Consider the following 25,417-nt stretch of genomic DNA (forward strand, 5'->3'; position numbering starts at 1 on the left):
GAGCTGGCTGGAAATTAGCGGTGATATTCTCCCGTGGCTTCGGGTTGGTAAAGTATCTCTAATACCTTTATTCGGGTTTTTTCACCGTTCGGCAATGCCCAGTTTATTTCATCATTTACCCTAAGCCCTAACAGAGCTGCGCCCATAGGAGCCATGACTGACAGTTGTTTGGTGCTGTCCTGTAGGGAAGCAGGGTAGACCAGCGTGCGAACACGTTCTTCATTGTTACTCAAATCAATAAAGCGAATTTCACTGTTCATTGTGACAACATCTGCCGGGATTTCTACCGGAGGAAGAATTTCTGCCCTGTCCAATTCTTCATTCAAGGCATCAGCAATGCTGGTATTGGCAAATGCGGGTTGTTCCAACAGAGAATCTAAACGTTCAGCATCCAATTCATTAATGATAATTTTAGGTTTTTTCATACCACACTCCAAATTAGGCTCAATACAAAATAACACCCCGCATCGCAAGGAGGGGGTGTTATTTTCAAAAGTGATTAAAGTGATATTAGGCTGTTCTGTCATGAAAATAAAGAGATCATGATCACGAACTGTTTTGTGTTGTTAATGAAATAAGGTTCATTCACCCCAAAAAAGAGGGATCACCTGCTCTCATCTTAAGCGCAGGTTAAGCATCTGTGGTAACAACACGTGGGTTGGTTTCTCCCCAGATAGAAGAAAATTCAACAACGTGCATTCCACCCCATTTCTGAATATCAGACTGGGTGATTTCGTCATTACCTTGTTTACCGAAAATGACCACTTCATCACCACTCTTCACGTCTGGCAGATCGGTAACATCGACCATCACAGTATTCATGGAAACGCTGCCGACAACAGGCACACGGTGACCGTTGATCAGGACGTAGGCTTTGTTTGACATGGCAGAACTAAAGCCATCAGAGAAACCCACTGGCAAGTTAGCGAGCATGGAATCACGTTTCAGAATGTGAGTGTTGTCGTAGCCGACACCATTACCTTTAGGGTAAGGTTTAACAGAAGCGACACGGGTTTTCACTTGAATCAATGGCTTGAATTCTGGGTGACTAGTGGTCAGAATGCCGTACAGCGCACTACCCACGCGAGCCATATCGAATTGGGCTTCAGGAATGCTGAGTGATGCAAAGGAGCTTGATGCGTGCAGCGTAATCTCATCTCTTTTCAGGTTTGCTGTTTTGATCAACCAAGAAGTTTGTTCTTTGAAATTTTTAATGCTGTCACGAATTGCATCCATATTGGTGAATGCGTGGTGGCTCATCATGCCGACCAGTTTCAGGTTAGGCAACTGAGTGATTTTCAGCGCTTCTTGTTTGCCCTGCTCAGTTTTCATTTCCAATCCATTGCGGCTCATAAGACCAGTGTTCAGCATCAGATGGACGTGAATTTCTTTACCGTGCTTTTTGGCCAGCGCATCAATGGCCTTAGCCTGTTCCAGATCGCCGATTATCTCTTCCATGTCATAGCTCAGAGTGCTTTCAATTTCAGACACATCAGCCGCGCGGACACGGATCAGTTGTCCTTTAAAGCCACTTTCACGCACGATGCGAGCTTCTTCATTACTGGTGATCCCCACGCAAGGCACGTTGGTTTTAATGATGGATGGCATCAACAGGCCGATACCATGACCATAAGCATCACCTTTCAGAATCGCACACATTTTGGTGTCTTTGTTCAGTTTTTTTTGCAATGTGTGGATATTATTTTCGAAAGTGGTGGTATTGATTTCAACCCAAGCGTTATTGGTTGCTGCGATGCTTTCTGCGTGGGTGTTATCTAAAGAGAGCACAGGCGCAGCTTGAACAGCGCCTTGGTATAGACTCAGACCAAGAAGAATTGCCAGTGTAGTTTTATTAAAACTCATGAAATGAATCTCCAGTTGAGGATTTGTGAGTGAAATGCACTGTGTAAACACCCTTTAATAATAAGTTTTTTCTTAGGTTATTTCACACTGTTAACTCATTGAGAAGTAACATTTATTATGTATTTAATGCTATTTATAAATAATCGGAATTATTAACTAATATTATTATTTTATGTGGTTATTTTTATTGTGGTTAAAGTATTCGCAAGCAAAATATATGAATGTTTTTTTATCTTTTGTCGGTTTTAATCGCTATTTTTTCGAGGAAAGCTGTCGAGCAGATTTGGTGTATCGCCATCATTCAGAGAGGTAGAGGCGCTATATCAGTCACATTCCAGCCCGACATTTTAAAATGGTACGGATCTAGGCAGCTTGTACTGTGAGCTTGAATCGTACTAGTGGTGTAACGCTCATAACTGTATTTTTGCAGAAAACACTTGCGCCATAGCAATAAATGCCCGTGCTGCTGCTGTTTGCCATGCCCCATGGCGTTGCATTAATACCGCTGTTCTTCTTGGCTCATCAGCCACTAATGGAATAGTAACCAATCCATTATCCCGACGAGGAATATCCACAGGAAGCAGTGTTACAAGTGATGTCCGGCGAATAACTTCCAAAATAGCACTAATCGAACTCATCTCCATTTGTACTTTTGGTTTGATATCCCGCTGACAAAACAGGTGATCAATTTGCACCCGGGTGGCAAATTCAGGACTCAGCAGAATAAGTTTTTCATGATGAAGTTCGTTAAAAGTAATCGATGCTTGATGTGCTAATGAATGCTGATCAGCAACCACAACTGCTAATGTTTCTGTCATCAACTTTATTGTAGTGATGTCTGGTGAATAGCTTTCTTCAAAGGCAATGCCGATATCAATATCATCATTAAGTAACATCCTCTCTATTTTTTCCTGAGATATTTCTTGTAGTTGTAACGTAATGTCCGGATATCGCGAATAAAAATCAGCGAATAATGGCCCTATAAAATAATTGGTAAACGTTGGTGTAACGGCTATTCGCAGGGTTCCCCGGCTAAGATCTTCAACATCATGAATAGCGCGTTTTCCTTCTTCCAGACACTGAAAAGCGCGGCGTACATATTGTACATAGACCTCTCCTGTATCCGTCAGGCGCGTATTTCGTCCTGTGCGATCAAATAACTGAATGCCAAGATTCTTCTCTAATATTTTGATTTGTTGTGACAATGCGGGTTGTGATATGTGTAAAACGTCTGCGGCACGGGTAAAACTTTGTTGCTCAGCAACCGCTAAAAAATACCAGATATGACGTAAATTCATTCTGTTGACTCATTAGTTTTTTGAATGATCGTCATTATGAATGAGACTTTTTATTTATAAAATAATGCGCGTAATATCCCCTGCACGTAAATAATCACAGCTTAATTCATTTAATTAACGAGGTATTGCTATGATCCAGTCACAAATCAGCCGTGAAGTCCGTTTAACATTAGCTGACAAAATCTTAGCTATTAAAGCGAAGAAAGATCTGTCATTTGCAGAAATTGCAGATGATACCGGTTTGACCGAAGCGTTCGTTACCGCAGCAATCTTAGGCCAGCATCCGCTGCCTAAAGAGATTGCGGTTATGGTCGGTCAAAAACTGGATCTGGACAGTGATGATGTGCTGTTACTACAGACTATTCCTGTTCGTGGCAGCATTGATGATCGTATCCCGACTGACCCGACCATGTATCGTTTCTATGAAATGTTGCAGGTTTACGGTACAACATTAAAAGCACTGGTTCATGAAAAATTCGGGGATGGCATTATCAGCGCTATCAATTTCAGATTAGACGTGAAAAAAGTGGCCGATCCTGAGGGTGGTGAACGTGCAGTCATTACACTGGATGGCAAGTATTTACCAACAAAACCATTTTGATCATCATTCCGTTTATTATCGTCTGCACTAATCCGGGTAGGGATAAAACAGAGGCCCAAAGCTGAAAGTGGCGTTTTCTCAGCTTTGAGAATGAGGGGATGGAGTTAAAAAAGGGTAATTATTCCTCATCAAATCCTGCATTGAAAAGTGCTATGATGGCAGTCAGCGCTTGCTGTTCATCCTTCCCGCTTGCTTCTACTTCAATGTAACTGCCTTGCTCAGAATCCAGCATCAGCATGGCAATGACGCTACTGGCTTCAGCCTGAATATTGCTGCTGTTGCGCAAAATGACCTGCGATTGAAACTGTTGCACAAGATCATGTAGTTTCATGGCAGGCCGGGCATGCATTCCGAGCCGATTTTTGATCTCAAGTCTTTGTTTGACTGTCACTATTATGGCCTGCATTATTGATATTATTTGCGTTTTTCCAGTGTGCGGTGACGTGATTGCACATTTTTACCACGGGAACGGAAATAATCTGCTAACTGTTCAGCAACATAGACAGAACGATGTTTACCGCCCGTACAGCCGACGGCTACAGTCAGATAGCTGCGGTTGTTGGTTTCTAGCATGGGCAACCAAAGTTCAAGGTAACTGCGGGTTTGGTAAATAAAGTTATGAACCTCGGTATGGCGATCCAGGAATGCGGCAACAGGGCGATCCAGACCGGTCATTGGGCGCAGTTTTGGGTCCCAGTGAGGGTTTGGCAGGAAACGCACATCGAAAACATAGTCTGCATCAATTGGGATACCATGTTTAAAACCAAATGATTCAAATACCATAGTCAGTTCACGTTCACGCTTACCCAGTAAACGTGTCCTGAGCATTTCTGCCAGTTCGTGAACGGACATTTCAGATGTGTCGATGATTAAGTCGGCGCGTGAACGCAGGGGCTCCAGCAGGTCGCTTTCTTGGTCAATCGCACTTTCCAGTGACAGGTTTTTGCTGGACAGTGGGTGCAAACGGCGGGTGTCACTGTAACGGCGGATCAGTGTATTGCGATCCGCGTCAAGAAACAGAAGCTGTGGTGAAAAACTGTCAGGTAATTGTGTCAAAGCTTCTTCGAAAATTTCCGGCGACTCCGGCATGTTTCTGACATCAATGCTAACCGCAGCGGAAATGTCGCGTTCAGCCAGTGTGCTTGCCAGTTCTGGCAACAACACGACCGGCAGGTTATCTACGCAATAGAAACCCATGTCTTCCAGCGCCCGCAGAGCAACGGACTTACCAGAACCTGAACGACCACTGACTATCATCAGCACCATGAGGTGACTCTCCTAAATGTTTATAATTGTATTAGTTATTTATTCAGTAATAATTTTATATAGCTCTTCGTCACTCTGTGCTGAACGCAGGCGACGGCAAAGGTTTTTATCTGCAAGGCGCTTTGCTATTAATGATAGCGAGTGTAAATGGGTTTGACACTGGTCTGATGGCACCAATAAAGCGAACAGTAAGTCAACAGGCTGATTATCAATGGCATCAAAGGTAATAGGGTGCTCCAGATGCAAAAACACGCCAACGGCATTGTGTGAGCATTCCTTGTCTAATTTGCCGTGTGGGATCGCAACCCCGTTGCCGATGCCTGTTGTGCCTACTTTTTCGCGGGAAAGAATAGCTTCGAACACGGTATGTTCCGGTAATTCAAGCTGTTTTGATGCTAGCTCACTGATAATCTCTAAGGCTCGCTTCTTACTCGAACAAGGGACGTTATTGCGTGTACATTCGGGTGAAAGCACTGAGCTTAGCGGTAAATCTGTTTCGTTGTTCATTTCTTTATTCACTTAGAGCCTTGTGATACCAGATGCCTCAAGGCATCTGGTATTAATGCACTGCTTCCAGACAGAACAGTGTAATTTTATGACGGCCCCGTTGTCTGGAAACTGTTAATGTTGTCTCAATTTACTTTTGTGTTTGGTCAATTGACGAGCGAGTTTATCTGCCAATGCATCAATTGCCGCATACATGTCTTCATGCTCTGAGGTGGCATGCAACTCACCTCCGTTGATGTGCACTGTGGCTTCCGCGATTTTCTGCACTTTTTCCACTCGGAGGGTGACCTGAATGAGGTTAATCTTATCGAAATATTGATCCAGTTTGCCGCATTTGGTGTTCACAATGTTGCGCAGTGCATCTGTGATTTCAATATTGTGGCCTGTGACATTGAGTTGCATAGTGTTTTCCTTCTCTGTGTTGTTCAAACCAGCTTTTTACGTTGGTTTGAAGGCGGGATGGATAACGACTCTCTATATTTTGCGACAGTTCGGCGTGCCACCTGAATGCCTTGGTCGGCCAGCATGCTGGTCAATTTATTGTCACTCAGGGGCTTGACCGGATTTTCTGCCGCGACCAGTTTTTTCACCAGGGCACGTATTGCGGTAGAAGAGGCTTCGCCTCCGCTATCGGTATTGACATGGCTGGAGAAAAAATATTTAAGCTCAAAAATACCTCGCGGACTATACAGATACTTCTGGGTCGTCACACGTGAAATGGTGGATTCATGCATATCAACCTGATAGGCAATATCGGCCAAGACCAGCGGTTTCATATGCTCCTCACCATATTCAAAAAAATCTTGCTGCCGTCCAACAATGCAGCGGGCGACTTTCAATAAAGTCTCATTACGGCTTTCGAGACTTTTGATAAGCCATTTAGCCTCTTGCAAGTTATTGCGAATGAAGAGGCTGTCACTTTCATTATGGGCTAACTGTCCCAGTGCTGCATAGTGTTGGTTGATACGCAGGCGGGGGATGCTATCGGTATTCAGCCTGACTTGCCAGCTGTCATTTTCTTTTTGCGCCAATACATCTGGAATAACATACTCGGACTCACCGGTATTGACTACTAACCCCGGTTTCGGCTCCAGTGATTGAATAATATCAATTGCCTCTTTCAGAACATTTTCTTTTAATTTGCTCTGACGTAATAAATTACGGAAGTCTCGATTACCCAGTAGTTCAAGATACTTACTAACGACGAGTTTAGCTTCATTCAAGTAAGGTGTTTCGGGTGGCAGCATGGAAAGTTGGATAAACAGGCATTCACGTAAATCACGGGCGGCAACCCCAATCGGATCAAAATGTTGTATGCGCTTGAGAACAGCTTCGACTTCTTCCGGTGTCAGTTCATCATCGCCCATGCAGGCAAGGATCTCTTCGGTAGATACAGTCAGATAGCCGCTGTCATCAATCGCATCAATGATCGATGTGGCAATGGCAGTGTCCGTCTCAGTAAAGGGGGTTAATCCTGCCTGCCACATAAGGTAGTCTTGGAGTGTCTGGGTTGTTTCCCCTTGATAAACGGGAAAGTCATCATCACCGTGATCACTGTGGCTTCCTGAAGGCGTACCAGCGGTATAAATTTCATCCCAACTGGTATCCAGTGGCAGCTCTTTGGGCATATCTTTCTGTTCAAGCGCTTCGCGGGTATCCATGACTTCCATTTCAGTTTCTGGAAGATCTCGATTCTCCACTTCCTGATGCAGCTCATCTTGTTCAAGCAGTGGATTAGTTTCCAGTGCTTGTTGGATTTCTTGCTGAAGCTCAAGCGTAGAAAGTTGCAACAAACGGATAGCTTGCTGGAGCTGGGGCGTCATCGTCAGTTGTTGACTGAGCCTGAGTTGCAAACTTTGCTTCATAGCGTTACTACTTTCTCCTTAATCTAGCTTGAATGATCCCTTAAATTACGCCTGACAGAAAAATCAGAATCAAAGGCGGAAGCCTTCACCCAGATAGACGCGTTTTACTTGCTCGTTATTCAGGATGTCATCAGGGCTGCCGTGGGCAATCAAGTGACCTTGACTGACGATATAAGCACGTTCACAGACATCCAGTGTTTCACGGACATTGTGGTCAGTAATCAGGACACCCAATCCGCAGTCTCGCAGGTGTTGAATGATCTTTTTGATATCCAATACGGATATCGGGTCAACACCGGCAAAAGGCTCATCCAGCAAGATGAATTTGGGATTGGCGGCCAGCGCGCGGGCAATCTCCACGCGGCGGCGTTCACCACCAGAAAGTGATTGCCCAAGGCTATCACGCAGATGGGAGATATGAAACTCTTCCATCAACTCTTCTGCGCGCGTTTTTCGTTGTTCTTTGTTAAGGTCTTTGCGGATCTCAAGGACAGCCATCAAGTTGTCGAAGACACTCAGGCGGCGGAAGATTGAAGCTTCTTGCGGTAAATACCCTATTCCACGTCGGGCGCGTTCATGTAGCGGCAATAAGCTGATGTCTTCTTCATCAATGGAGATAGAGCCTGCATCACGCGGAACAATGCCAACCACCATGTAGAAAGTGGTTGTCTTACCTGCACCGTTGGGACCAAGTAAGCCAACAATTTCTCCTGACCTTACTTTCAGGCTGACGTTCTCAACGACCTTCCGGCCCTTATATGCCTTTGCCAAATTTGCTGCGTTTAGTATTGCCATAAGTCGTTATTTACTCTTTTTGTGAACTTCAGCGCCTTGGGTACCCGGGCCTTTGTCTTGTAATTGGGCAGGCAACAGGACGGTTGTGACATGTTTACCTTTATCACTAAAGGCTTCCATTTGCTGTGTCGGCACGAGGTAGGTGATTTTGTCACCCTTAATATTACTGTCTAGCTGTTCAAGATAGGCATTACCTGTCAATGTGATCAGCTCTTTATCCATTTCATAGCGCATCTTTGCTGCATGCCCTTTGAGGGGTTTGCCATCATCCTGCAATTGGTAGAAAGTAGCAGGATTACCGTAGGCTTCAATGACCGTTTTATTCGAATCCCCATCTGGACGAGTGACAATGACTTTATCAGCATGAATGTCAATTGAACCTTGCTTTACTATGACACTATCCGTAAATGTGGCAACGTTCCCTGTTAAATCCAGTGACTGTCTTGCAGAGTCGATGGTAATGGGCTGTTTCGTATCATCTTTCAAGGCCAGTACGGGCAAGCTGACAGCAAAAAAGGTACTGGCAATAACGGTATTACGGATTAGGTTGTTCATGTGGAATCTCATATCGAGTAGTCACCTTTTCAATCAGTTCAGCGGTTTTGTTTCGCAGATTGCCGCGCATTTTCATGCCAACAGATTTCAGACCAACCCCAGTGAGAGTGACTTGATCATCGGACGCTACATCTTGTGTTGTAAGATTAACGGTCGCATTATCTGTTGTGATTTTCTGCAATTGTGATGCATCGTTCAGGCTATTCACTAGGACATTCCCATACAGATAGAGCATGTTGTCATTAGTTAGTCTGGCTTTATCGGCACTGACTGTCCATGTGGCTTTCCGGGAGTCTGAGGGATTGTTGGAGTCATATGTTGTTAATACGGGCTTGGTAAACCAAGTCAGCTTCGTATCAGCGAAATTTTTGACATCATCGGCCACTAATTTGTAAAGCAGTTTGCCCTCCGGATCATGGACAAAGGTAACTGCTTCCTGTGTTTGATAAGTGGGATAACCGTCATCTACGATGGATGATGAAGAGTCGTCATTTACATTCGATAAATTCCAGCCAATTAGCGCAAGTGCGATAAGTCCGAGTATTGCGATCAACCAGGATTGAATTTTGCTCATTCTTTTTCAGTTTTAGTTTATATGGATAACCCTTTGGCACCTTCCAGCTTATTCTGAGCGAAGAGCACCAAATCACAAAGTTCCCTGACTGCACCACGACCGCCTGCAATCCGAGTCACATAATCTGCCTTTGGCAACAGCAGTGGATGGGCATCAGCAACCGCAACAGATAATCCAACTTGTGCCATGACAGGCCAGTCAATAAGGTCATCACCAATATAGGCAATTTGATCTGACTGTAACACTAGTTTATCCAACAGTTCTTTATACGCCAAAATCTTATCGCTCTGACCTTGGTAAAGATGTGTAATACCCAGTGTTTCAGCTCGATTTTCTAGCAGTTTTGCTTTGCGGCCGGTAATAATGGCAACTTCAATACCAGAAGTGATTAAACAACGGATACCATAACCATCACGAACATTAAAGGCTTTCAGTTCTTCTCCCTCATTGCCCATATAGATCAACCCATCAGACATTACACCATCCACATCACAGATTAGAAGACGGATTTTACGGGCTTTTTCGATAATATCTTTGCTGACTGGGCCATAGCAGGTGTCCAGATAATCTCTTTGATTCATTAAGGAATTCTCTTAAGGTTTATATCCTTCATCTTTCAAGTTGCTGCTTTACTGGCTGTGCGGCAACTTGAAAGCGATTGGGTATACTATACCTGTTTGCATCAAACTTGTTTTATGTGATTATTTTATGCGATTGTTTTATACAATTCGTTTATACAACCCCGGCCTGTAAAAGATCATGCATATGCAGTATACCAAGCAATTTGTCTCCTTCTGTGACCAGCAAAGACGTGATGTGGCGTGATTGCATCAGATTTAAGGCATCAACAGCCAGCGAATTGGGTTTTATGCGGATACCGCCAGTAGTCATGACATCAGCAATTTTTGCGTTGTTTAAATCGATACCCATATCGAAAACACGACGCAAATCACCATCGGTAAAAATACCCTGGATTTGCATGTCATCATCGCAGATAACCGTCATCCCCAGTTTCTTTCGGGTAATTTCCACCAGACCTTCGCGTAAAGTCGCATTACGGGAAACACGGGGAATATCATCACCGACAGTCATTAAGTCACTGACCAGCAACAAGAGTTTGCGTCCGAGCGTGCCACCGGGATGGGAGAGGGCGAAGTCTTCAGCAGTAAAACCACGGGCTTGCAAAAGCGCAATGGCCAAAGCATCTCCCATGACAAGTGTTGCTGTTGTACTGGTCGTCGGTGCCAGCCCCAATGGACAGGCTTCCTGAGAGGTCTTAATACATAAATGGATATCTGCGGCTTTTCCCATACTACTGCTACGATTGTTGGTCATGCAGATGAGTGGAACTTTTTGTCTCTTAAGCACAGAAATCAAAGCCAGAATTTCATTTGACTCACCAGAATTTGAGATTGCCAGCACAATATCTTTTTGTGTCACCATGCCGAGATCGCCATGGCTGGCTTCGCCGGGATGGACAAAAAATGAAGGAGTACCGGTACTGGCAAATGTCGCTGCGATCTTTCGCCCAATGTGACCGGATTTTCCCATTCCCATGACAATGACTTTTCCTTCACAACCAAACATTAATTCACAGGCCTGGCTGAAATCATCATTAATGTATTGTTCCAGATCGGCTAGTCCATCAAGTTCGATGTGTAATACTTTTTTACCTGCTTGTTGAAAATCGATTTTAGGCATTTCTACTTCTCACTCTTTTCCCACTCAATCAGCAATAAATTAATACCGTAATTCAGTACAGTAATAATTAGAAATAAAAAGTACGATAAAATAAGCGATAAAACAGCCCAATAACAGAATACCATTCAATCGGTTCAATCGATGCTTTCTTCCCAGACAGAATACCGTGAATAGTACACTGGCTGCCATCATGACCCAAAAATCCCGGGAAAAAGCATCGGGTGAAATGACACTGGGAGAAAGTATGGCGGGAATACCCAACACGAGGGTAACATTGAATATATTTGAGCCAATGATGTTGCCCATCGCCATATCATTCTCACCTTTTATGGCGGCTGCAATGGCGGTGGCAAGCTCCGGCAGGCTGGTGCCTACGGCAAGGATTGTCAGACCAATAATCAATTCACTGATGCCATAAATCCGCGCAATGACGATGGCATTGTCAATCACCATTCGGGTAGAGATGGGCAGGATAATTAACCCCAGCAGAACCCATAGAAGAGCAATGCCTTTGTTGCCTTCGACAGGCAATTCTGAATCTCGTTCTTGGGTATAGCTATCAACCCCGTCATATTGGGATAAGGCCGTCATTTTAATCATCAGCGCGATGAAGAAAAAGGCAGAAAGTGACAGAAGGATACCATCCATGCGGCTCAAATAGCTGTTGGAGATTAGATATCCAGCAAAGGCGGTGATTAGCAGCATCAGGGGCAGTTCCCGCCGGAGGATATCCGATTTTACCGTGATTGGCCTGATGAACGCCGCTGCTCCTGTAATCAGCAGCAGGTTCGTAATATTGGAACCAATTGCATTGCCCACCGCCATGTCCGGCATCCCGTCTAAAATTGCTGTGACAGAAACCATCAGTTCTGGCAGTGATGTTCCGATCCCCATAATGACCAGACCAATAATAAAGGGGGGGATTTTCAGGGAACGGGAAAAAACCGCGGCACCATAAACTAATCTATCAGAACCATACACCAGTAAAATCAACCCGGTAATGAGCAATACAATAGTCAGAAACATGGTGTGTCCCTTAAATAAGATTTATTCCGAGCATAATGCTAATAATGGTTGATTTTTAAACATAAAATGTTTATTCAGCTAAACTTATACATTCTGACGGTCAAGAGATAAAAAGTAAAATTTGTCGCAACTTTGCTAACGCAAATTGGGCAATTTTTTTGTAGTATGCATGATTGACTATTTAAATACAGTAAATAAGACAGTTCTACTAACGGTTAGGGGCTATTAATAATGAATCAACAAACAGCAAATCTTATTGAGATCTGTGGAATGCATTTTACCCGAGGTCAACGCCCGATTTTTGCTGATATTAATATGACCGTCCCGAAAGGAAAAGTGACTGCCATCATGGGGCCTTCCGGCATAGGAAAAACAACCTTATTACGTCTGATTGGGGGACAAATTCGCCCTGAACGCGGTGAAATTTGGTTTGATGGTGATAATATTCCCGCATTGTCCCGCTCGCGTCTTTATGCGGCGCGCAAGAAAATGAGCATGTTATTCCAGTCAGGGGCATTGTTTACTGATCTAAATGTTTTTGACAATGTCGCTTTTCCTCTGCGTGAGCATACCCAACTGCCAGAAGAATTGATTCATACTACTGTGATGATGAAATTGGAAGCGGTGGGTTTACGTGGCGCGGCTTATTTGATGCCATCGGAACTGTCAGGCGGCATGGCCAGACGAGCAGCATTGGCGAGGGCGATCGCGCTCGATCCAGACTTAATCATGTTTGATGAGCCATTCGTTGGTCAAGACCCAATCACAATGGGGGTTTTGGTGAAACTGATTGACGAGCTTAATCATGCGCTTGGGGTTACGTGTGTTGTTGTTTCGCATGATGTGCCTGAAGTGCTGAGTATTGCTGATTATGCTTATATCGTGGCTGAACAGAAAGTGATAGCAGAAGGCACTCCTGAACAGTTGAGAGCGAATCAGGAGCAACGGGTACGGCAATTTCTTGATGGTGTTGCTGATGGGCCAGTACCTTTCCGTTTCCCTGCCGGGGATTATAAAACTGAGTTATTAGGATAATGGAATGTTGATGTTAACACGGGCATTGGCAGCGTTGGGCAGACGTGCAATTGAAATTACAGCTTCATTTGGTCGTGCGGGCTTTATGCTGTTTGGCGCAATTTTTGGTAAACCAGAGCCTGCCAAGCAATGGACACTATTGCGTCAGCAACTTTATAGCGTAGGTGTTCAATCTCTGCTGATCATTGTGGTCTCAGGATTATTTATCGGCATGGTTTTGGCTTTGCAGGGTTATCTGGTTCTGACTACATTCAGTGCTGAGGGCAGTCTTGGCATGATGGTGGCGTTATCACTGCTGCGTGAATTAGGGCCTGTAGTGACAGCGCTGCTGTTTGCGGGTAGGGCGGGTTCAGCTCTGACCGCAGAAATTGGTTTGATGAAAGCCACGGAACAGCTCTCCAGTTTGGAAATGATGGCTGTTGATCCGTTGCGTCGTGTCATTGCCCCTCGTTTTTGGGCGGGTTTTATTAGTATGCCTTTGCTGTCACTGATCTTTGTTGCCGTTGGGATCATAGGGGGCGCGATAGTCGGTGTAGACTGGAAAGGCATTGATGGCGGCTTTTTTTGGTCATCCATGCAATCAGCGGTGGAATGGGAAAAAGACCTGGTTAACTGTTTTCTTAAGAGTGTCGTTTTTGCCATCACGATAACGTGGATTGCGCTGTTCAATGGTTATGATGCTATCCCAACATCGGAAGGGATCAGCAGGGCAACAACACGCACGGTAGTTCATGCGTCGTTGGCGGTATTGGGTTTGGATTTTGTGCTGACAGCACTGATGTTTGGGAACTAAGTCGATGCAAAGCAAGAAAAATGAAATTTGGGTTGGTGCTTTTGTTTTGATTGCGTTGACGGCAATCATTTTCTTATGCCTGAAAGTGGCGGATATCCGATCTTTCGGCAGTCAGACAACTTATCGCGTATATGCCGCATTTGACAATATTGGTGGGCTGAAGATACGTTCGCCAGTGAAAGTTGGCGGAGTGGTGATTGGTCGTGTAGAAAAAATTTGGTTGGATCATAAAACTTATACGCCGCAGGTTGCATTGGATATTTTCACTCAATACGACAATATTCCGAATACAAGCTCTTTGTCTATCCGAACCTCAGGGTTGCTGGGTGAACAATACATCTCACTCAATGTCGGGTTTGATGATCAGGATTTGGGGACTTTCATGTTGAAAGATGGTGGTCGTATTGAAGACACCAAGCCTGCTATGGTACTTGAAGATTTGATTGGTCAGTTCTTGTATAAGAGCGGTGGCGGAAATCAGGAAAAATCCGCTTCTACACCTGAACAGACACACTAACCAACAATCCACTGTTTAGGAGAAATAACATTTATGTTTAAGCGATTGCTCATGGTTGCATTGCTGGTGGCTGCGCCACTGGTCAGTGCAGCGGATCAGACAAATCCCTACGCCTTGATGAAAGACGCGGCGGAAAAAACCTTTACCCGTTTGAAGAATGAACAACCCCGGATACAGTCAAATCCAGAAGTTTTGCGTCAGATTGTGCGTGAAGAGTTGTTGCCTTACGTACAGGTAAAGTATGCGGGGGCACTGGTTTTAGGACCTTACTACAAACAAGCGACCCCAGAACAGCGCGATGCTTATTTCAAGGCGTTTGAAACTTATTTGGAACAGGCATATGGTCAGGCTCTGGCGATGTATCATGGTCAAAATTATGAAATTGCCCCAGAACAGCCATTGGGTGATAAAACTATCGTGGCTATCCGTGTCACTATTAGCGATCCTAATGGGCAACCGCCGGTTCGTCTGGATTTCCAATGGCGTAAAAACAGTAAAACAGGAAATTGGCAGGCTTACGATATGATTGCAGAGGGCGTGAGCATGATCACGACCAAGCAGAATGAATGGATGGATATCTTGCGTCAGAAAGGCATTGACGGTTTGACTGAACAACTGTCCATCAGTGCAAAAGCCCCGATCACTTTAGAAAAGAAAAAGTGATATGGAAAAAAGCACTTCTGATAGCAGCTTGGCCAGTGAAATGGTGAGTTGGGAAAAAGCGGGCAATACGCTATTTCTGAAAGGCACGCTGGATCGCGACAGTTTACTTCCTCTCTGGCAGAAAAAAGAAAGTGTATTGGAAGGAATCGATAATATTGACGTTTCCCTGCTCAGCCATGTGGACTCGACGGGGCTGGCACTGTTTGTCCGTTTAAGAGGAGAGTATCAGCAAGGTGGTAGGATACTGTCATTTTCAGGTGTAGGGGAACGCCTTAACACGTTGATCGTGTTATATGGTCTGCAAAGCCTTCTTGAGGAAAATCAGCCCAAGGCGTAGCTTAATTTTTGATAAACAGCGCCCCTGTAAGCCATCATCTTACAGGGGCGTTTTTCATGGTTTAAGAGTCGTCTGGATTCTATTAGGATAGGCGTCTACTATTAATTTCTAACGACGAATGTGAGCAATTTATGGATACTAATGAAATTAAAAAAGTGCTGATGGACAGTCTGGCACTTGATGAAGTTATCGTTAGCGGTGATGGCAGCCATTTTCAGGTTATTGCTGTTGGTGCAATTTTTGATGGCCTGAGCCGTGTCAAACAACAGCAGACTATTTATGCTCCTCTGATGGAATACATTTCTGATAATCGCATTCATGCGTTGTCAATCAAGGCTTATACTCCTGTGCAGTGGCAGCGTGATCGTAAGCTTCAAGGATTTTGAGGCTGTTTGCCTCGTGCGAACAGCACACTTTGAATTAAATAAGAGAATCATGACAGATGGATAAATTTCGTGTGAAAGGGCCTGCCTGCCTGTCGGGAGAGGTTACTATTTCCGGGGCAAAAAATGCCGCACTACCAATTATGTTTGCAGCGCTGTTGGCAGAAGAACCCGTTGAGTTACAAAATGTTCCTGCATTGAGAGATATTGATACCACTATCAAACTGCTTAATCGCTTGGGAACGAAAGTGGAACGCAATGGCTCTGTTTTTGTTGATGCCAGCGGAGTCAATGAATACTGCGCACCTTATGAACTGGTTAAAACGATGCGGGCTTCCATCTGGGCATTGGGACCGTTGGTGGCGCGCTTCGGCCAGGGGCAGGTTTCTTTGCCGGGTGGCTGTGCCATAGGTGCCCGCCCCGTTGATCTCCATATCTCCGGATTAGAGCAGCTTGGTGCGCAAATCGTGCTGAATGAAGGTTATGTCAAAGCCACCGTAGATGGTCGCCTGAAAGGTGCCAATATTGTCATGGATAAAGTCAGTGTTGGTGCAACAGTGACCATCATGACTGCGGCAACATTGGCGGAAGGCACAACGATCATTGAAAATGCGGCGCGTGAACCTGAAATTGAAGATACGGCGAACTTCCTCAATACATTGGGGGCAAAAATCAGCGGTGCAGGTACTGATCGTATTGTGATTGAAGGTGTTGAGCGTCTGGGTGGCGGAGTTTATCGCATACTGCCTGACCGTATCGAAACGGGCACCTTCTTGGTGGCGGCTGCAATTTCTCGCGGCAAAGTGGTTTGCCATAATGCTAAGTCCGATACACTTGATGCTGTTTTAGCCAAATTGCGTGAAGCGGGGGCGGATATCAAGGTCGGAGAGGATTGGATAAGCCTTGATATGCACGGTCAGCGCCCTAAGGCCGTGACATTCCGTACGGCTCCGCATCCGGGCTTCCCAACCGATATGCAGGCTCAATTCAGTTTATTGAATATGGTTGCGGATGGTGCGGGTATGATTACCGAAACTATTTTTGAAAATCGTTTCATGCATATCCCTGAGTTAATCCGTATGGGCGCTCGTGCTGAAATTGAAAGCAACACAGTACTGTGCCACGGAGTTGAAAAACTATCTAGTGCTCAGGTGATGGCGACCGATTTGCGAGCTTCGGCAAGTTTGGTTCTGGCAGGCTGTATTGCTGAGGGAACCACTATTGTCGATCGTATTTATCATATCGACCGAGGCTATGAGCATATTGAAGATAAGCTGCGGGGCCTGGGTGCAAATATTGAACGTATTAAGTCGGCTGACTAAGCAGGATTAATATTTTCCCTCGCCTGATGTAGGCGGGGGAAAATAAGAGTGGGAATTAAGAGTATGAAACCTCAAATCCTTTATTTCCATAGCTTATGGCTGGGTTGATGCTCAGAATGCCAATGTGAGCAAATCAGTTTTAATAACCATCAAATTCATCGATTGTAACTTTAAGGGTGAGAGATGTGCCGTCACGCAAAACGGTGACCGGTACAACGCTGCCCGGGCGGATCTCTGCAACTTGATCCATTGTTTCAGTAGGGGAAATAGCAGGTTGGTGATTGAGACTGATAATAATATCCCCAACTTTGAGACCTGCTTTTTCAGCAGGCCCTTCCGGTGCGACTTGAAAAACACGCAGGCCTTGGATTTGATTGATATTACTGCCTGATGAACGGATATAGGGTAATTCTTTGGCGGTGATGCCTATATATCCCCTAATGACACGCCCGTCACGAATTAACTTCCGCATGATTGTTGTAGCCAGTTTTGCTGGAATAGCAAATCCCAATCCTTCAGGAGTTGTACCAAATTCTGACTTATCGAATGTCAGAGTATTAATACCGACCAATTCTCCCAGCGTATTGACCAGCGCTCCGCCAGAGTTGCCCTGATTAATTGACGCATCTGTTTGCAGGAAATTCTGGCGACGTGTTGGACTCAGGCCAACGCGCCCTGTGGCACTGATAATGCCTTGCGTGATGGTTTGTCCCAAATTGTATGGATTGCCGATTGCCAGGACGATATCCCCGACATGGGGCACTCGTTTCGGATTGATCGGGATTACGGGAATATTTATTGCACTAATCTTTAAAACTGCCAGATCTGTCGGGCCATCTGAGCCAACTAACAGGGCTTCATAAAAACGCCCATCTTGCAGAGCGACAATGATAGAACCCGCCTTATTGATAACATGCTTATTTGTAAGAATATAGCCTTGTTCACTCATAATGACGCCGGAACCGAGAGGTTGAAGTTCGCGGCTTTCATGGGAGAAACTACCCATGCTGCTACTGTAAATATTAACAACAGCAGGTGCTGCACGTCGAACACCTTGGCTAAAGCTATAAACTTCATCGCTGTAGTTGTTGCCGCTCAGGAGATTTTTCAAACCATTGGGGCGCAGGGAAGGGATGACGACCAGCAAAATGGCTGCAATTAATAACCCTATTATTATAGAGCGCAATAACTTGATCAGCATGACATTATTCAGTAAGTAAATAGGTGAAAAAAGAGTAGCATGAAAATGAACAAACACAGCATAATACCGTGTCTGTTCCTTTCATCATTTCAGGTCACAGCTTGAAAATCTATTGTGCCTAATGGGTGTTAGATTGCATTTTCAATATTAAACGGATTAATTACGCAGTAATATATAAACGTTATTGTCACCTCGCAAGATGTTCAGCGCGATAACAGACGGCTTGTTTTCAATAACCTTACGCAATTCGTTAATACTTCTGATACGGGTATTATTGGCAGCAACAATTAAGTCATTTTTCTGTAAACCGGACAACGCAGCAGGTGAATTCTGAATAATAGTGTCCACTTTGATGCCTTGAGTGTCTTTTACTGTGGCATTGCTCAGGGTAGCACCCTGCAGAGCGTTACTCAGTTTTTCTGCTTTGGTTGAATTATCTTCGTTGTTATCCAATGTTACTGTGACTTCAAGGGGTCTCCCTTTACGCAGTAAACCAATTTTGACTTCTTTACCCGGAGCTGTTGTGCCAATCTTCGCTCGCAATTCTGCAAAACTGTTAATTTTTTTGCCGTCAAAGGAAACCAGTACATCTCCTGATTTGATACCCGCTTTCGCCGCTGCTGATTTAGGTATAACTTCGCTGACAAAGGCACCTTGCTGCGCATCAATCTTGAGCGCTTGGGCAATGTCTGCGGTCATTTCTCTGCCCTTAATGCCGAGTATGCCGCGTTTGACTTCTCCGTTGGAAATGAGCTGTGCGGCAAGGTTTTTGGCCATATTACTGGGGATGGCAAAACCGATACCAACATTACCGCCATTCGGTGCTATGATGGCGGTGTTAATGCCGATTAACTCGCCTTTCAGGTTAATTAATGCTCCGCCGGAATTGCCGCGGTTAATGGAGGCATCGGTCTGGATGAAGTTTTCCAAACCCTCCAGATTCAACCCACTGCGACCAAGGGCGGAAATGATCCCCGATGTCACAGTTTGCCCTAACCCAAATGGGTTGCCGATTGCAACAGCATAATCCCCAACGCGCAGTTGATCGGAGTCAGCAAACTTGATAGTCGTTAAGTTTTTGGCATCTTTCAACTGCAAAAGTGCAATATCAGTTTGTGGGTCTCGCCCGATGAGTTTGGCTGAATACTCACGGCCATCGTTTAATTGAACGCGCATTTTATTTGCATTCTCAATGACATGGCTATTGGTCAGCACATAACCTTTCTCTGCGTCAATAATAACGCCAGATCCTAATCCTTTAAATGGACGGCTTCTTTGTTCTTGTGAAGGAAAGCCTGGCCCAAAGAAGAATTGAAAATCTTCCGGTAACTGGAGCTGCTGATTTTGCATTTCAGTGCCTGAAACATGCACAGTCACAACAGAAGGAAGCACTTTTTCCAGCATGGGAGCGAGGCTGGGTAATTCTTGAGAGGCCATTGCAGCAGGTAAAGCTGCATTGCTTACCATTGGAACTGAAGCTAAAGATAATCCAATACTGATTGCGAGTGCGCTAAGCAATGTATTTTTTCTTTTCATTGAATACGTTCTCTTAATACCTAAGTCAGAAAGGGAAATCGTACTTAAGAAGCCTATCCTGTCAGGAGATTCAGCTTCCCCCGGCAATTACGCTCGGTGGGATAGGCTCTAAGCATAATTGTTTCGATGTTTTTATGACTACTGATTATTCAGCAAAGTTCACTAATAATGTAGTTTCTCTGGGCTTCTTTACAGGTATTTACGTGAATTAAAATTAAAGTACAAAACTTTTTTCATCAGATAAAATAGATATTGATGGGCCGTGGCACTTACTGTTGCCACGGCAGGTGTGATTATTATTTTTTATCTTGAATGGGGCGGAAGAGTCCTGATGCGCCCTCAGAGTAATCCCGTGGAGGCTTGTCTGCCGCTATTTTATTTTTCTCGGCTTCGGATTCGCCGAGACGATAATTAAAGGGATTGTCTTGTACTGGTATATTGGGCATGAGATCGTTGGAACTTTTAGCCATATGCTGATATAGCTGACGATAATCGCGAGCCATATTGTCCAGTAACTCAGCACTGCGGGCGAAATGGCTGACCAGCTCTTTGCGGTATTCTTCTAATTCAGCCCGGTTTTTTTCTAATTCTGCCTGTAGTGCATTTTGCTGACGTAGCTTTGAGCTACCAAAGCGGACAACCAGTGCGCCGCCGATAAAACCAATGATTAACCCGATCAGTGCATATTCCCAAGTCATGGCAACTCCTTTAGTAACATCATTGTTCTGAAATATCATTACTACCACTATAACCGCTAATTTAGTTAGAGTGGAATATTGATTATTATTTAATTAATTTATGTACTGCCTAATGTGTTAATTTTATACAAATTTGTCTGGGCGTGCAGCGAATTATTTGCAAAATTGGTGCGGCTCTTCTCCGTAAGATGTCATACGTGCTGAGAATAAAAAACTTTTAAGGATTGTTACTTTCATGTCACCGATTACACCTTCATTCCTCTATCAATCTGCACTGTCTAATGGTCAGTATCAACCTGACGATGTACAGCGCGATACCGTTGCATATTTGGATATCATTCATCGTGACCTTGTCAACTTCCGTCCTTGCCATTCTCCACAGTCCGATCGGTTGAAAGGAATATTGGGTCGGTTGTTTGGCCGGAAAGCTCCTGTGCAGTGTCGTCCGGTTCAGGGACTTTATATGTGGGGAGGTGTCGGGCGTGGCAAAACATGGTTGATGGATATGTTTTATAAAAGCTTGCCCACTGAGCGTAAGCTGCGTCTCCATTTTCATCGTTTCATGTTACGAGTACATGAAGAATTAACCGCTTTACAAGGGCATGAAAATCCTTTGGAGGTAGTGGCTGATGGTTTCAAAGCACAAACAGATATTCTCTGTTTTGATGAATTTTTCGTTTCAGATATAACGGATGCGATGATCCTCGGTACGTTACTGGAAGCCCTCTTTGCGCGGGGAATTGGATTGGTGGCAACCTCTAATATTCCGCCTGATGAGCTATATCGAAATGGATTGCAGCGAGCACGTTTTCTACCTGCCATTGAACAAATCAAAGAGTATTGTAGTGTCATGAATGTGGATGCAGGGATTGATTATCGATTGCGGACACTCACACAAGCGCATCTCTATCTGACGCCATTGTCGGAGGAAAATCGACAGGAAATGCGTCGCATGTTTCTGCGTCTGGCGGGACAGGAAGGTGAACCTAATCCGGTATTGGAGATTAATCATCGCAGTATGCCCACAATCAGTAGCGTTGATGGGGTATTGGCAATTAATTTCAAAACACTGTGTGAAGATCCTCGTAGTCAGGTGGATTACATTGCGTTATCGAAGCTGTATCACACCGTTTTGCTGCATGACACGCCAATCATGAGGACACTGAATGAAAATGCGGCTCGGCGTTTCATTGCTCTGGTGGATGAATTCTATGAACGCCAGGTGAAACTCATCATCAGTGCTGAGGTATCTATGGAGCAAATTTATCAGGGAGAACTGCTTGAGTTTGAGTTCCGCCGTTGTCTGTCACGATTACAGGAAATGCAAAGTGAGGAATATCTTAAATTACCTCATTTGCCCTGAATCTACTCTGATGTATTTATCGCTGAAACAAAGGCAATATCACCCAATGGGATAATTATTGAATTTGGGGTCGATTTTTTACGATGACTTCTCTATAATCTTGCGACCCCACGTTACAGCAAGATTTTTTATTTCCCGAAAAACTTGCATTAGTGCCGGCATAGGCTATTCGAAGGGGTAGGTTTGCTGGACATGATTCGTGTGAACCTCAAAAAAACAGTTTCTGAACATCGAGTGTTCACCAACGTGTAACTTATAATTGGGTAAGCTTTAATGAAAACTTTTACAGCTAAACCAGAAACCGTAAAACGCGACTGGTATGTTGTTGACGCAGATGGCAAAACCTTAGGCCGTCTTGCAACTGAAATAGCTAGCCGTCTGCGCGGCAAGCACAAAGCGGAATATACTCCGCACGTTGATACTGGTGACTACATCATTATTGTTAACGCAGAGAAAGTTGCTGTAACCGGCAACAAACGTGCTGACAAAATCTATTATCACCACACTGGCCACATCGGTGGTATCAAGCAAGCGACCTTTGAAGAGATGATTGCCCGCCGTCCTGAGCGTGTCATTGAAATCGCGGTTAAAGGCATGCTGCCAAAAGGGCCACTGGGTCGTGCAATGTACCGTAAACTGAAAGTTTACGCGGGCAGCGAGCACAACCACGCGGCACAGCAACCACAAGTTCTGGACATTTAATCGGGATTATAGGCAATGGCTGAAAATCAATACTACGGCACTGGTCGCCGCAAAAGCTCTTCCGCTCGAGTCTTTATTAAGCCAGGTAGCGGTAACATCGTAATCAACCAACGCAGCCTCGAAGTTTACTTCGGTCGTGAAACTGCGCGTATGGTTGTTCGTCAACCACTGGAGCTGGTTGAAATGCTGGGCAAACTGGATCTGTACATCACTGTTAAAGGTGGTGGTATTTCTGGTCAGGCAGGCGCAATCCGTCACGGTATCACCCGTGCACTGATGGCTTATGACGAGACTCTGCGTTCTGATCTTCGCAAAGCTGGCTTCGTTACTCGCGATGCTCGTGAAGTTGAACGTAAAAAAGTGGGTCTGCGCAAAGCACGTCGTCGTCCACAGTTCTCCAAACGTTAATTTGTTGCCACACTTGTGGCTGTGGATTAAAGTTGAAAACCCGTCATTTTTATGGCGGGTTTTTTATCCCTTCGAATTTTTTACTTTGATAATTCCTTTTTTTCGAAAAAAAATAGCATATTAAAGAGACAAAATTCTAGACACCAACATTTCATCATTAATTCTCAATGTACTTCCCCACAAAATGTGCAGAATCTGGTAAACTAGTAACAATTTTTTGCCTTATCCATGAGTTTGCCTGATTTGGCAGAGGTAAAAGACATCTCCGATAGCTTTCTCGTTACAGTGAACAAGGCTTTATTTGAAAGATTGAAAGGGATGGCCTCGGATAATAAGTGCGAAACAGGATGAGAATATGAGCGAGAATAGCCGCTGTTAATTAAAGGGCTGTTCGTTCCTTTTTTAGATAAACTTGGAGGTTTTCATGGCTGTCGCTGCCAACAAACGTTCGGTAATGACTCTGTTTTCCGGCCCGACCGACATTTTTAGCCATCAAGTGCGGATTGTACTGGCGGAAAAGGGGGTCAGCGTTGAAATCGAACACGTTGAAGCAGGTAATTTACCGCAGGATTTGATCGATTTGAATCCGTACCAATCTGTTCCTACTCTCGTTGATCGTGAGCTGACTCTGTATGATTCTCGTATCATTATGGAATATCTGGATGAGCGTTTCCCGCATCCACCACTCATGCCTGTGTATCCTGTCGCTCGTGGCTCCAGCCGCCTGATGATGCATAGAATTGAAAAAGATTGGTATTCCCTGATGTACAAGATTCAGAAAGGAAATGTCCAGGAAGCTAATGCTGCGAGAAAACAGCTTGCTGAGGAATTGTTGGCTATCGGGCCTATTTTCAGAGAAATGCCATTCTTCATGAGTGAAGAATTTAGTCTGGTGGATTGTTACCTGTGTCCACTACTATGGCGTTTGCCTGTCTTGGGAGTAGAATTGTCTGGCCCAGGTGCGAAAGACCTTCAAGTCTATATGCAGCGTGTATTTGAGCGTGACGCATTCTTGGCTTCATTAACAGAAGCAGAACGTGAAATGCGTTTACAATCACGGAGTTAATTTATGGAGATGACTCAAATGTCTCCACGTCGCCCTTATCTATTGCGGGCACATTATGAGTGGCTGTTGGATAATGATATGACCCCGCATCTGATTGTGGACGTTAGCTTTTATGGAGTTAACGTCCCGATGGAGTATGCACAAAATGGGCAAATCATCCTGAATATCTCGCCAAGGGCGGTTGGCAATCTGGAATTGACTAACGATGAAGTTAGATTCAATGCCCGTTTTGGCGGTGTTGCCCGTCAAGTTTCAGTCCCTATGGAGGCTGTTGTTGCGGTTTATGCCCGTGAAAATGGCGCTGGAATGATGTTTGAGCCAGAATTCGCTTATGAAGCGAATGGCGAATTTGAAGAGAAATATTCGGATTTGCCAGTAGCAGATAATCTGGTACTACTCCATAGTAAAAAAACTCCTCGTGATGAGGACTCACCAGATGATGATCCTCCTCAACCACCAAAAGGGCGTCCGACTTTGCGTGTGATAAAATAATTACGCAATGTTCTATATCTAACTAACCGATTTCAAGTTGCCGCTGTTCTGCAACTTGAAAGATGACGGGTATAAAAATAAAGGAGACATTGTTCTCCTTGATTTTTATAGAAATTAATTTTGGGTAAAAGTCAGCTTTGATGTTAAAAGTAATCACCATAAATTCTCTCCAATTCCCACAGACACATTTCTATATTGTCCCGATTTTTGCCAGAACCTGAATTTTTTACCTTATTTAAGCTACTGACCATATTATTAATAAATGATTTTTGTTGTGCTGGACTGACTATTGATGGGGGAATATTACAGATATCCGAAAATACAAGAGTGCGATGTTTTTCTGTTAGTGATAATACCTCAATGGTATTATTAATCAAAGCAAACGATAAGGACTCAAGAATTTGTTTTGAAAATTTGGGATGGATATTCGGGAATAATATAAAGGCAACCTGTAGCCATTCGCTATCACCAGCAGCAATACTACCCACAATCTTTTCCGACTCATAGCTTTCACCTAATTCTGCTACAACAGAGTTCACCCCTCTCTCCTGCACTTGCTGCATAATTTCAGCATAGGTAGAGAGTCCGGCAATTGAGGGTACACTAATCCAGAATATGCAAGATAAGAAGAGTATCTGGGTGAATAAGCGCATAAATTTCTTCCTGTAATTATCACTTTTACGGTCTTTTAATTTATTTCTATTAAATCATTTAAGATAAGAAACTTTCTTTATGAAAAAAATGAACCTTATTGCTGTATTACGGTATTGCACTATTGTTGTGTTGTTGTAATGAATGCGATATTAAATTTAAATATTTGATTTTAGGATATAAGAATAATCGCATAAAG

At 44.2% G+C, this 25,417-nt stretch carries 31 protein-coding genes; 13 read left to right on the top strand and 18 right to left on the bottom strand.

Features of this window, described 5'->3' with window-relative positions; translation table 11 throughout:
• Nucleotides 1-14: 14 nt before the first annotated feature.
• The 3 genes from rnk to cynR form a co-directional block, all read right to left on the bottom strand.
• On the bottom strand, nucleotides 15-425 hold the full coding sequence (rnk, locus tag AACQ81_RS04895) for a nucleoside diphosphate kinase regulator (RefSeq protein WP_237386535.1): 411 nt from the start codon (nucleotides 423-425) through the stop codon (nucleotides 15-17).
• A gap of 205 nt (nucleotides 426-630) precedes the next feature.
• Nucleotides 631-1,863 carry an alanine racemase gene (gene alr, locus AACQ81_RS04900; RefSeq protein WP_237386536.1) on the bottom strand — a complete coding sequence of 411 codons (1,233 nt, stop codon included), beginning with the start codon at nucleotides 1,861-1,863 and terminating at the stop codon, nucleotides 631-633.
• 410 nt (nucleotides 1,864-2,273) lie between these two features.
• The gene (cynR, locus tag AACQ81_RS04905) at nucleotides 2,274-3,161 is read right to left on the bottom strand and encodes a transcriptional regulator CynR (RefSeq protein WP_237386537.1); all 888 of its coding nucleotides are present in this window, start codon (nucleotides 3,159-3,161) and stop codon (nucleotides 2,274-2,276) included.
• A 130-nt stretch (nucleotides 3,162-3,291) separates the two neighbouring features.
• On the opposite strand from cynR, the gene cynS reads away from it, so the two are divergent.
• Nucleotides 3,292-3,762, top strand: a complete 471-nt coding sequence (gene cynS, locus AACQ81_RS04910; RefSeq protein WP_237386538.1) for a cyanase — start codon at nucleotides 3,292-3,294, stop codon at nucleotides 3,760-3,762.
• Nucleotides 3,763-3,880: 118 nt separating this feature from the next.
• Here cynS and npr read toward each other — a convergent pair whose 3' ends face one another.
• From npr to AACQ81_RS04965, 11 genes are all read right to left on the bottom strand, one after another.
• A complete protein-coding gene (npr, locus tag AACQ81_RS04915; RefSeq protein WP_237386539.1) occupies nucleotides 3,881-4,153 on the bottom strand; it encodes a PTS phosphocarrier protein NPr in 273 nt (90 codons plus the stop codon).
• A 23-nt stretch (nucleotides 4,154-4,176) separates the two neighbouring features.
• A complete protein-coding gene (rapZ, locus tag AACQ81_RS04920; RefSeq protein WP_237386540.1) occupies nucleotides 4,177-5,028 on the bottom strand; it encodes an RNase adapter RapZ in 852 nt (283 codons plus the stop codon).
• Between the two features lie 39 nt (nucleotides 5,029-5,067).
• On the bottom strand, nucleotides 5,068-5,535 hold the full coding sequence (gene ptsN, locus AACQ81_RS04925) for a PTS IIA-like nitrogen regulatory protein PtsN (RefSeq protein ID WP_237386541.1): 468 nt from the start codon (nucleotides 5,533-5,535) through the stop codon (nucleotides 5,068-5,070).
• A gap of 114 nt (nucleotides 5,536-5,649) precedes the next feature.
• Complete coding sequence (gene hpf, locus AACQ81_RS04930; protein WP_237386542.1) at nucleotides 5,650-5,937, bottom strand: ribosome hibernation promoting factor; 288 nt, start codon at nucleotides 5,935-5,937, stop codon at nucleotides 5,650-5,652.
• A gap of 23 nt (nucleotides 5,938-5,960) precedes the next feature.
• The gene (rpoN, locus tag AACQ81_RS04935) at nucleotides 5,961-7,400 is read right to left on the bottom strand and encodes an RNA polymerase factor sigma-54 (RefSeq protein WP_237386543.1); all 1,440 of its coding nucleotides are present in this window, start codon (nucleotides 7,398-7,400) and stop codon (nucleotides 5,961-5,963) included.
• Between the two features lie 69 nt (nucleotides 7,401-7,469).
• Nucleotides 7,470-8,195 (bottom strand): LPS export ABC transporter ATP-binding protein, encoded by a 726-nt coding sequence (gene lptB, locus AACQ81_RS04940; protein WP_237386544.1) that lies wholly within the window; start codon nucleotides 8,193-8,195, stop codon nucleotides 7,470-7,472.
• Between the two features lie 6 nt (nucleotides 8,196-8,201).
• Nucleotides 8,202-8,750, bottom strand: a complete 549-nt coding sequence (lptA, locus tag AACQ81_RS04945) for a lipopolysaccharide ABC transporter substrate-binding protein LptA (RefSeq protein WP_237386545.1) — start codon at nucleotides 8,748-8,750, stop codon at nucleotides 8,202-8,204.
• Nucleotides 8,731-9,324, bottom strand: coding sequence for an LPS export ABC transporter periplasmic protein LptC (lptC, locus tag AACQ81_RS04950; protein WP_237386546.1), 594 nt, complete (start codon nucleotides 9,322-9,324; stop codon nucleotides 8,731-8,733). The genes lptA and lptC overlap by 20 nt, the downstream gene beginning before the upstream one ends.
• Before the next feature lie 17 nt (nucleotides 9,325-9,341).
• Entirely contained in the window at nucleotides 9,342-9,905 is a 564-nt protein-coding gene (kdsC, locus tag AACQ81_RS04955; protein ID WP_237386547.1) for a 3-deoxy-manno-octulosonate-8-phosphatase KdsC, read from the bottom strand.
• Between the two features lie 151 nt (nucleotides 9,906-10,056).
• Entirely contained in the window at nucleotides 10,057-11,025 is a 969-nt protein-coding gene (kdsD, locus tag AACQ81_RS04960) for an arabinose-5-phosphate isomerase KdsD (RefSeq protein ID WP_237386548.1), read from the bottom strand.
• 39 nt (nucleotides 11,026-11,064) lie between these two features.
• On the bottom strand, nucleotides 11,065-12,051 hold the full coding sequence (locus AACQ81_RS04965; protein WP_237386549.1) for a calcium/sodium antiporter: 987 nt from the start codon (nucleotides 12,049-12,051) through the stop codon (nucleotides 11,065-11,067).
• 231 nt (nucleotides 12,052-12,282) lie between these two features.
• Here AACQ81_RS04965 and mlaF point away from each other — a divergent pair, with 231 nt between their 5' ends.
• The 7 genes from mlaF (at nucleotide 12,283) to murA (ending at nucleotide 17,101) form a co-directional block, all read left to right on the top strand.
• Nucleotides 12,283-13,086, top strand: a complete 804-nt coding sequence (mlaF, locus tag AACQ81_RS04970) for a phospholipid ABC transporter ATP-binding protein MlaF (RefSeq protein ID WP_237386550.1) — start codon at nucleotides 12,283-12,285, stop codon at nucleotides 13,084-13,086.
• Nucleotides 13,087-13,096: 10 nt separating this feature from the next.
• On the top strand, nucleotides 13,097-13,879 hold the full coding sequence (gene mlaE, locus AACQ81_RS04975; protein ID WP_237386573.1) for a lipid asymmetry maintenance ABC transporter permease subunit MlaE: 783 nt from the start codon (nucleotides 13,097-13,099) through the stop codon (nucleotides 13,877-13,879).
• 4 nt (nucleotides 13,880-13,883) lie between these two features.
• Nucleotides 13,884-14,396 (top strand): outer membrane lipid asymmetry maintenance protein MlaD, encoded by a 513-nt coding sequence (gene mlaD / locus AACQ81_RS04980; RefSeq protein WP_237386551.1) that lies wholly within the window; start codon nucleotides 13,884-13,886, stop codon nucleotides 14,394-14,396.
• Between the two features lie 33 nt (nucleotides 14,397-14,429).
• Nucleotides 14,430-15,059 (top strand): phospholipid-binding protein MlaC, encoded by a 630-nt coding sequence (mlaC, locus tag AACQ81_RS04985; RefSeq protein WP_237386552.1) that lies wholly within the window; start codon nucleotides 14,430-14,432, stop codon nucleotides 15,057-15,059.
• Between the two features lies 1 nt (nucleotide 15,060).
• Nucleotides 15,061-15,396, top strand: coding sequence for a lipid asymmetry maintenance protein MlaB (gene mlaB / locus AACQ81_RS04990; protein WP_237386553.1), 336 nt, complete (start codon nucleotides 15,061-15,063; stop codon nucleotides 15,394-15,396).
• Between the two features lie 131 nt (nucleotides 15,397-15,527).
• Nucleotides 15,528-15,782 (top strand): BolA family iron metabolism protein IbaG, encoded by a 255-nt coding sequence (gene ibaG, locus AACQ81_RS04995; protein WP_237386554.1) that lies wholly within the window; start codon nucleotides 15,528-15,530, stop codon nucleotides 15,780-15,782.
• A 56-nt stretch (nucleotides 15,783-15,838) separates the two neighbouring features.
• Nucleotides 15,839-17,101 carry a UDP-N-acetylglucosamine 1-carboxyvinyltransferase gene (gene murA, locus AACQ81_RS05000; protein ID WP_237386555.1) on the top strand — a complete coding sequence of 421 codons (1,263 nt, stop codon included), beginning with the start codon at nucleotides 15,839-15,841 and terminating at the stop codon, nucleotides 17,099-17,101.
• A 139-nt stretch (nucleotides 17,102-17,240) separates the two neighbouring features.
• On the opposite strand, the gene degS is transcribed toward murA, so the two are convergent.
• From degS to zapG, 3 genes are all read right to left on the bottom strand, one after another.
• The gene (gene degS / locus AACQ81_RS05005; RefSeq protein ID WP_237386574.1) at nucleotides 17,241-18,302 is read right to left on the bottom strand and encodes an outer membrane-stress sensor serine endopeptidase DegS; all 1,062 of its coding nucleotides are present in this window, start codon (nucleotides 18,300-18,302) and stop codon (nucleotides 17,241-17,243) included.
• Between the two features lie 156 nt (nucleotides 18,303-18,458).
• Nucleotides 18,459-19,838 carry a serine endoprotease DegQ gene (gene degQ / locus AACQ81_RS05010; protein ID WP_237386556.1) on the bottom strand — a complete coding sequence of 460 codons (1,380 nt, stop codon included), beginning with the start codon at nucleotides 19,836-19,838 and terminating at the stop codon, nucleotides 18,459-18,461.
• Between the two features lie 296 nt (nucleotides 19,839-20,134).
• Nucleotides 20,135-20,536 (bottom strand): Z-ring associated protein ZapG, encoded by a 402-nt coding sequence (gene zapG / locus AACQ81_RS05015; protein ID WP_237386557.1) that lies wholly within the window; start codon nucleotides 20,534-20,536, stop codon nucleotides 20,135-20,137.
• A gap of 235 nt (nucleotides 20,537-20,771) precedes the next feature.
• On the opposite strand from zapG, the gene zapE reads away from it, so the two are divergent.
• From zapE to sspB, 5 genes are all read left to right on the top strand, one after another.
• Nucleotides 20,772-21,899 (top strand): cell division protein ZapE, encoded by a 1,128-nt coding sequence (gene zapE, locus AACQ81_RS05020; RefSeq protein ID WP_237386558.1) that lies wholly within the window; start codon nucleotides 20,772-20,774, stop codon nucleotides 21,897-21,899.
• 273 nt (nucleotides 21,900-22,172) lie between these two features.
• The gene (gene rplM / locus AACQ81_RS05025) at nucleotides 22,173-22,601 is read left to right on the top strand and encodes a 50S ribosomal protein L13 (RefSeq protein ID WP_012990147.1); all 429 of its coding nucleotides are present in this window, start codon (nucleotides 22,173-22,175) and stop codon (nucleotides 22,599-22,601) included.
• 15 nt (nucleotides 22,602-22,616) lie between these two features.
• Complete coding sequence (rpsI, locus tag AACQ81_RS05030; protein ID WP_010847761.1) at nucleotides 22,617-23,009, top strand: 30S ribosomal protein S9; 393 nt, start codon at nucleotides 22,617-22,619, stop codon at nucleotides 23,007-23,009.
• A 424-nt stretch (nucleotides 23,010-23,433) separates the two neighbouring features.
• A complete protein-coding gene (sspA, locus tag AACQ81_RS05035; RefSeq protein WP_237386559.1) occupies nucleotides 23,434-24,075 on the top strand; it encodes a stringent starvation protein SspA in 642 nt (213 codons plus the stop codon).
• A gap of 3 nt (nucleotides 24,076-24,078) precedes the next feature.
• Complete coding sequence (gene sspB, locus AACQ81_RS05040; RefSeq protein ID WP_237386560.1) at nucleotides 24,079-24,567, top strand: ClpXP protease specificity-enhancing factor; 489 nt, start codon at nucleotides 24,079-24,081, stop codon at nucleotides 24,565-24,567.
• 143 nt (nucleotides 24,568-24,710) lie between these two features.
• On the opposite strand, the gene AACQ81_RS05045 is transcribed toward sspB, so the two are convergent.
• On the bottom strand, nucleotides 24,711-25,220 hold the full coding sequence (locus AACQ81_RS05045; protein ID WP_237386561.1) for a hypothetical protein: 510 nt from the start codon (nucleotides 25,218-25,220) through the stop codon (nucleotides 24,711-24,713).
• Nucleotides 25,221-25,417: the final 197 nt, after the last annotated feature.

Source organism: Xenorhabdus sp. Sc-CR9, from assembly GCF_963897815.1.
GTDB lineage: Bacteria > Pseudomonadota > Gammaproteobacteria > Enterobacterales > Enterobacteriaceae > Xenorhabdus.

Bases quoted from the DNA above. Each gene is read 5' to 3' on its own strand.
- rnk (WP_237386535.1), bottom strand. From the start codon at position 425: ATGAAAAAACCTAAAATTATCATTAATGAATTGGATGCTGAACGTTTA.
- alr (WP_237386536.1), bottom strand. From the start codon at position 1,863: ATGAGTTTTAATAAAACTACACTGGCAATTCTTCTTGGTCTGAGTCTA.
- cynR (WP_237386537.1), bottom strand. From the start codon at position 3,161: ATGAATTTACGTCATATCTGGTATTTTTTAGCGGTTGCTGAGCAACAA.
- cynS (WP_237386538.1), top strand. From the start codon at position 3,292: ATGATCCAGTCACAAATCAGCCGTGAAGTCCGTTTAACATTAGCTGAC.
- rapZ (WP_237386540.1), bottom strand. From the start codon at position 5,028: ATGGTGCTGATGATAGTCAGTGGTCGTTCAGGTTCTGGTAAGTCCGTT.
- ptsN (WP_237386541.1), bottom strand. From the start codon at position 5,535: ATGAACAACGAAACAGATTTACCGCTAAGCTCAGTGCTTTCACCCGAA.
- hpf (WP_237386542.1), bottom strand. From the start codon at position 5,937: ATGCAACTCAATGTCACAGGCCACAATATTGAAATCACAGATGCACTG.
- rpoN (WP_237386543.1), bottom strand. From the start codon at position 7,400: ATGAAGCAAAGTTTGCAACTCAGGCTCAGTCAACAACTGACGATGACG.
- lptB (WP_237386544.1), bottom strand. From the start codon at position 8,195: ATGGCAATACTAAACGCAGCAAATTTGGCAAAGGCATATAAGGGCCGG.
- lptA (WP_237386545.1), bottom strand. From the start codon at position 8,750: ATGAACAACCTAATCCGTAATACCGTTATTGCCAGTACCTTTTTTGCT.
- lptC (WP_237386546.1), bottom strand. From the start codon at position 9,324: ATGAGCAAAATTCAATCCTGGTTGATCGCAATACTCGGACTTATCGCA.
- kdsC (WP_237386547.1), bottom strand. From the start codon at position 9,905: ATGAATCAAAGAGATTATCTGGACACCTGCTATGGCCCAGTCAGCAAA.
- kdsD (WP_237386548.1), bottom strand. From the start codon at position 11,025: ATGCCTAAAATCGATTTTCAACAAGCAGGTAAAAAAGTATTACACATC.
- AACQ81_RS04965 (WP_237386549.1), bottom strand. From the start codon at position 12,051: ATGTTTCTGACTATTGTATTGCTCATTACCGGGTTGATTTTACTGGTG.
- mlaF (WP_237386550.1), top strand. From the start codon at position 12,283: ATGAATCAACAAACAGCAAATCTTATTGAGATCTGTGGAATGCATTTT.
- mlaE (WP_237386573.1), top strand. From the start codon at position 13,097: ATGTTAACACGGGCATTGGCAGCGTTGGGCAGACGTGCAATTGAAATT.
- mlaD (WP_237386551.1), top strand. From the start codon at position 13,884: ATGCAAAGCAAGAAAAATGAAATTTGGGTTGGTGCTTTTGTTTTGATT.
- mlaC (WP_237386552.1), top strand. From the start codon at position 14,430: ATGTTTAAGCGATTGCTCATGGTTGCATTGCTGGTGGCTGCGCCACTG.
- mlaB (WP_237386553.1), top strand. From the start codon at position 15,061: ATGGAAAAAAGCACTTCTGATAGCAGCTTGGCCAGTGAAATGGTGAGT.
- ibaG (WP_237386554.1), top strand. From the start codon at position 15,528: ATGGATACTAATGAAATTAAAAAAGTGCTGATGGACAGTCTGGCACTT.
- murA (WP_237386555.1), top strand. From the start codon at position 15,839: ATGGATAAATTTCGTGTGAAAGGGCCTGCCTGCCTGTCGGGAGAGGTT.
- degS (WP_237386574.1), bottom strand. From the start codon at position 18,302: ATGCTGATCAAGTTATTGCGCTCTATAATAATAGGGTTATTAATTGCA.
- degQ (WP_237386556.1), bottom strand. From the start codon at position 19,838: ATGAAAAGAAAAAATACATTGCTTAGCGCACTCGCAATCAGTATTGGA.
- zapG (WP_237386557.1), bottom strand. From the start codon at position 20,536: ATGACTTGGGAATATGCACTGATCGGGTTAATCATTGGTTTTATCGGC.
- zapE (WP_237386558.1), top strand. From the start codon at position 20,772: ATGTCACCGATTACACCTTCATTCCTCTATCAATCTGCACTGTCTAAT.
- rplM (WP_012990147.1), top strand. From the start codon at position 22,173: ATGAAAACTTTTACAGCTAAACCAGAAACCGTAAAACGCGACTGGTAT.
- rpsI (WP_010847761.1), top strand. From the start codon at position 22,617: ATGGCTGAAAATCAATACTACGGCACTGGTCGCCGCAAAAGCTCTTCC.
- sspA (WP_237386559.1), top strand. From the start codon at position 23,434: ATGGCTGTCGCTGCCAACAAACGTTCGGTAATGACTCTGTTTTCCGGC.
- sspB (WP_237386560.1), top strand. From the start codon at position 24,079: ATGGAGATGACTCAAATGTCTCCACGTCGCCCTTATCTATTGCGGGCA.
- AACQ81_RS05045 (WP_237386561.1), bottom strand. From the start codon at position 25,220: ATGCGCTTATTCACCCAGATACTCTTCTTATCTTGCATATTCTGGATT.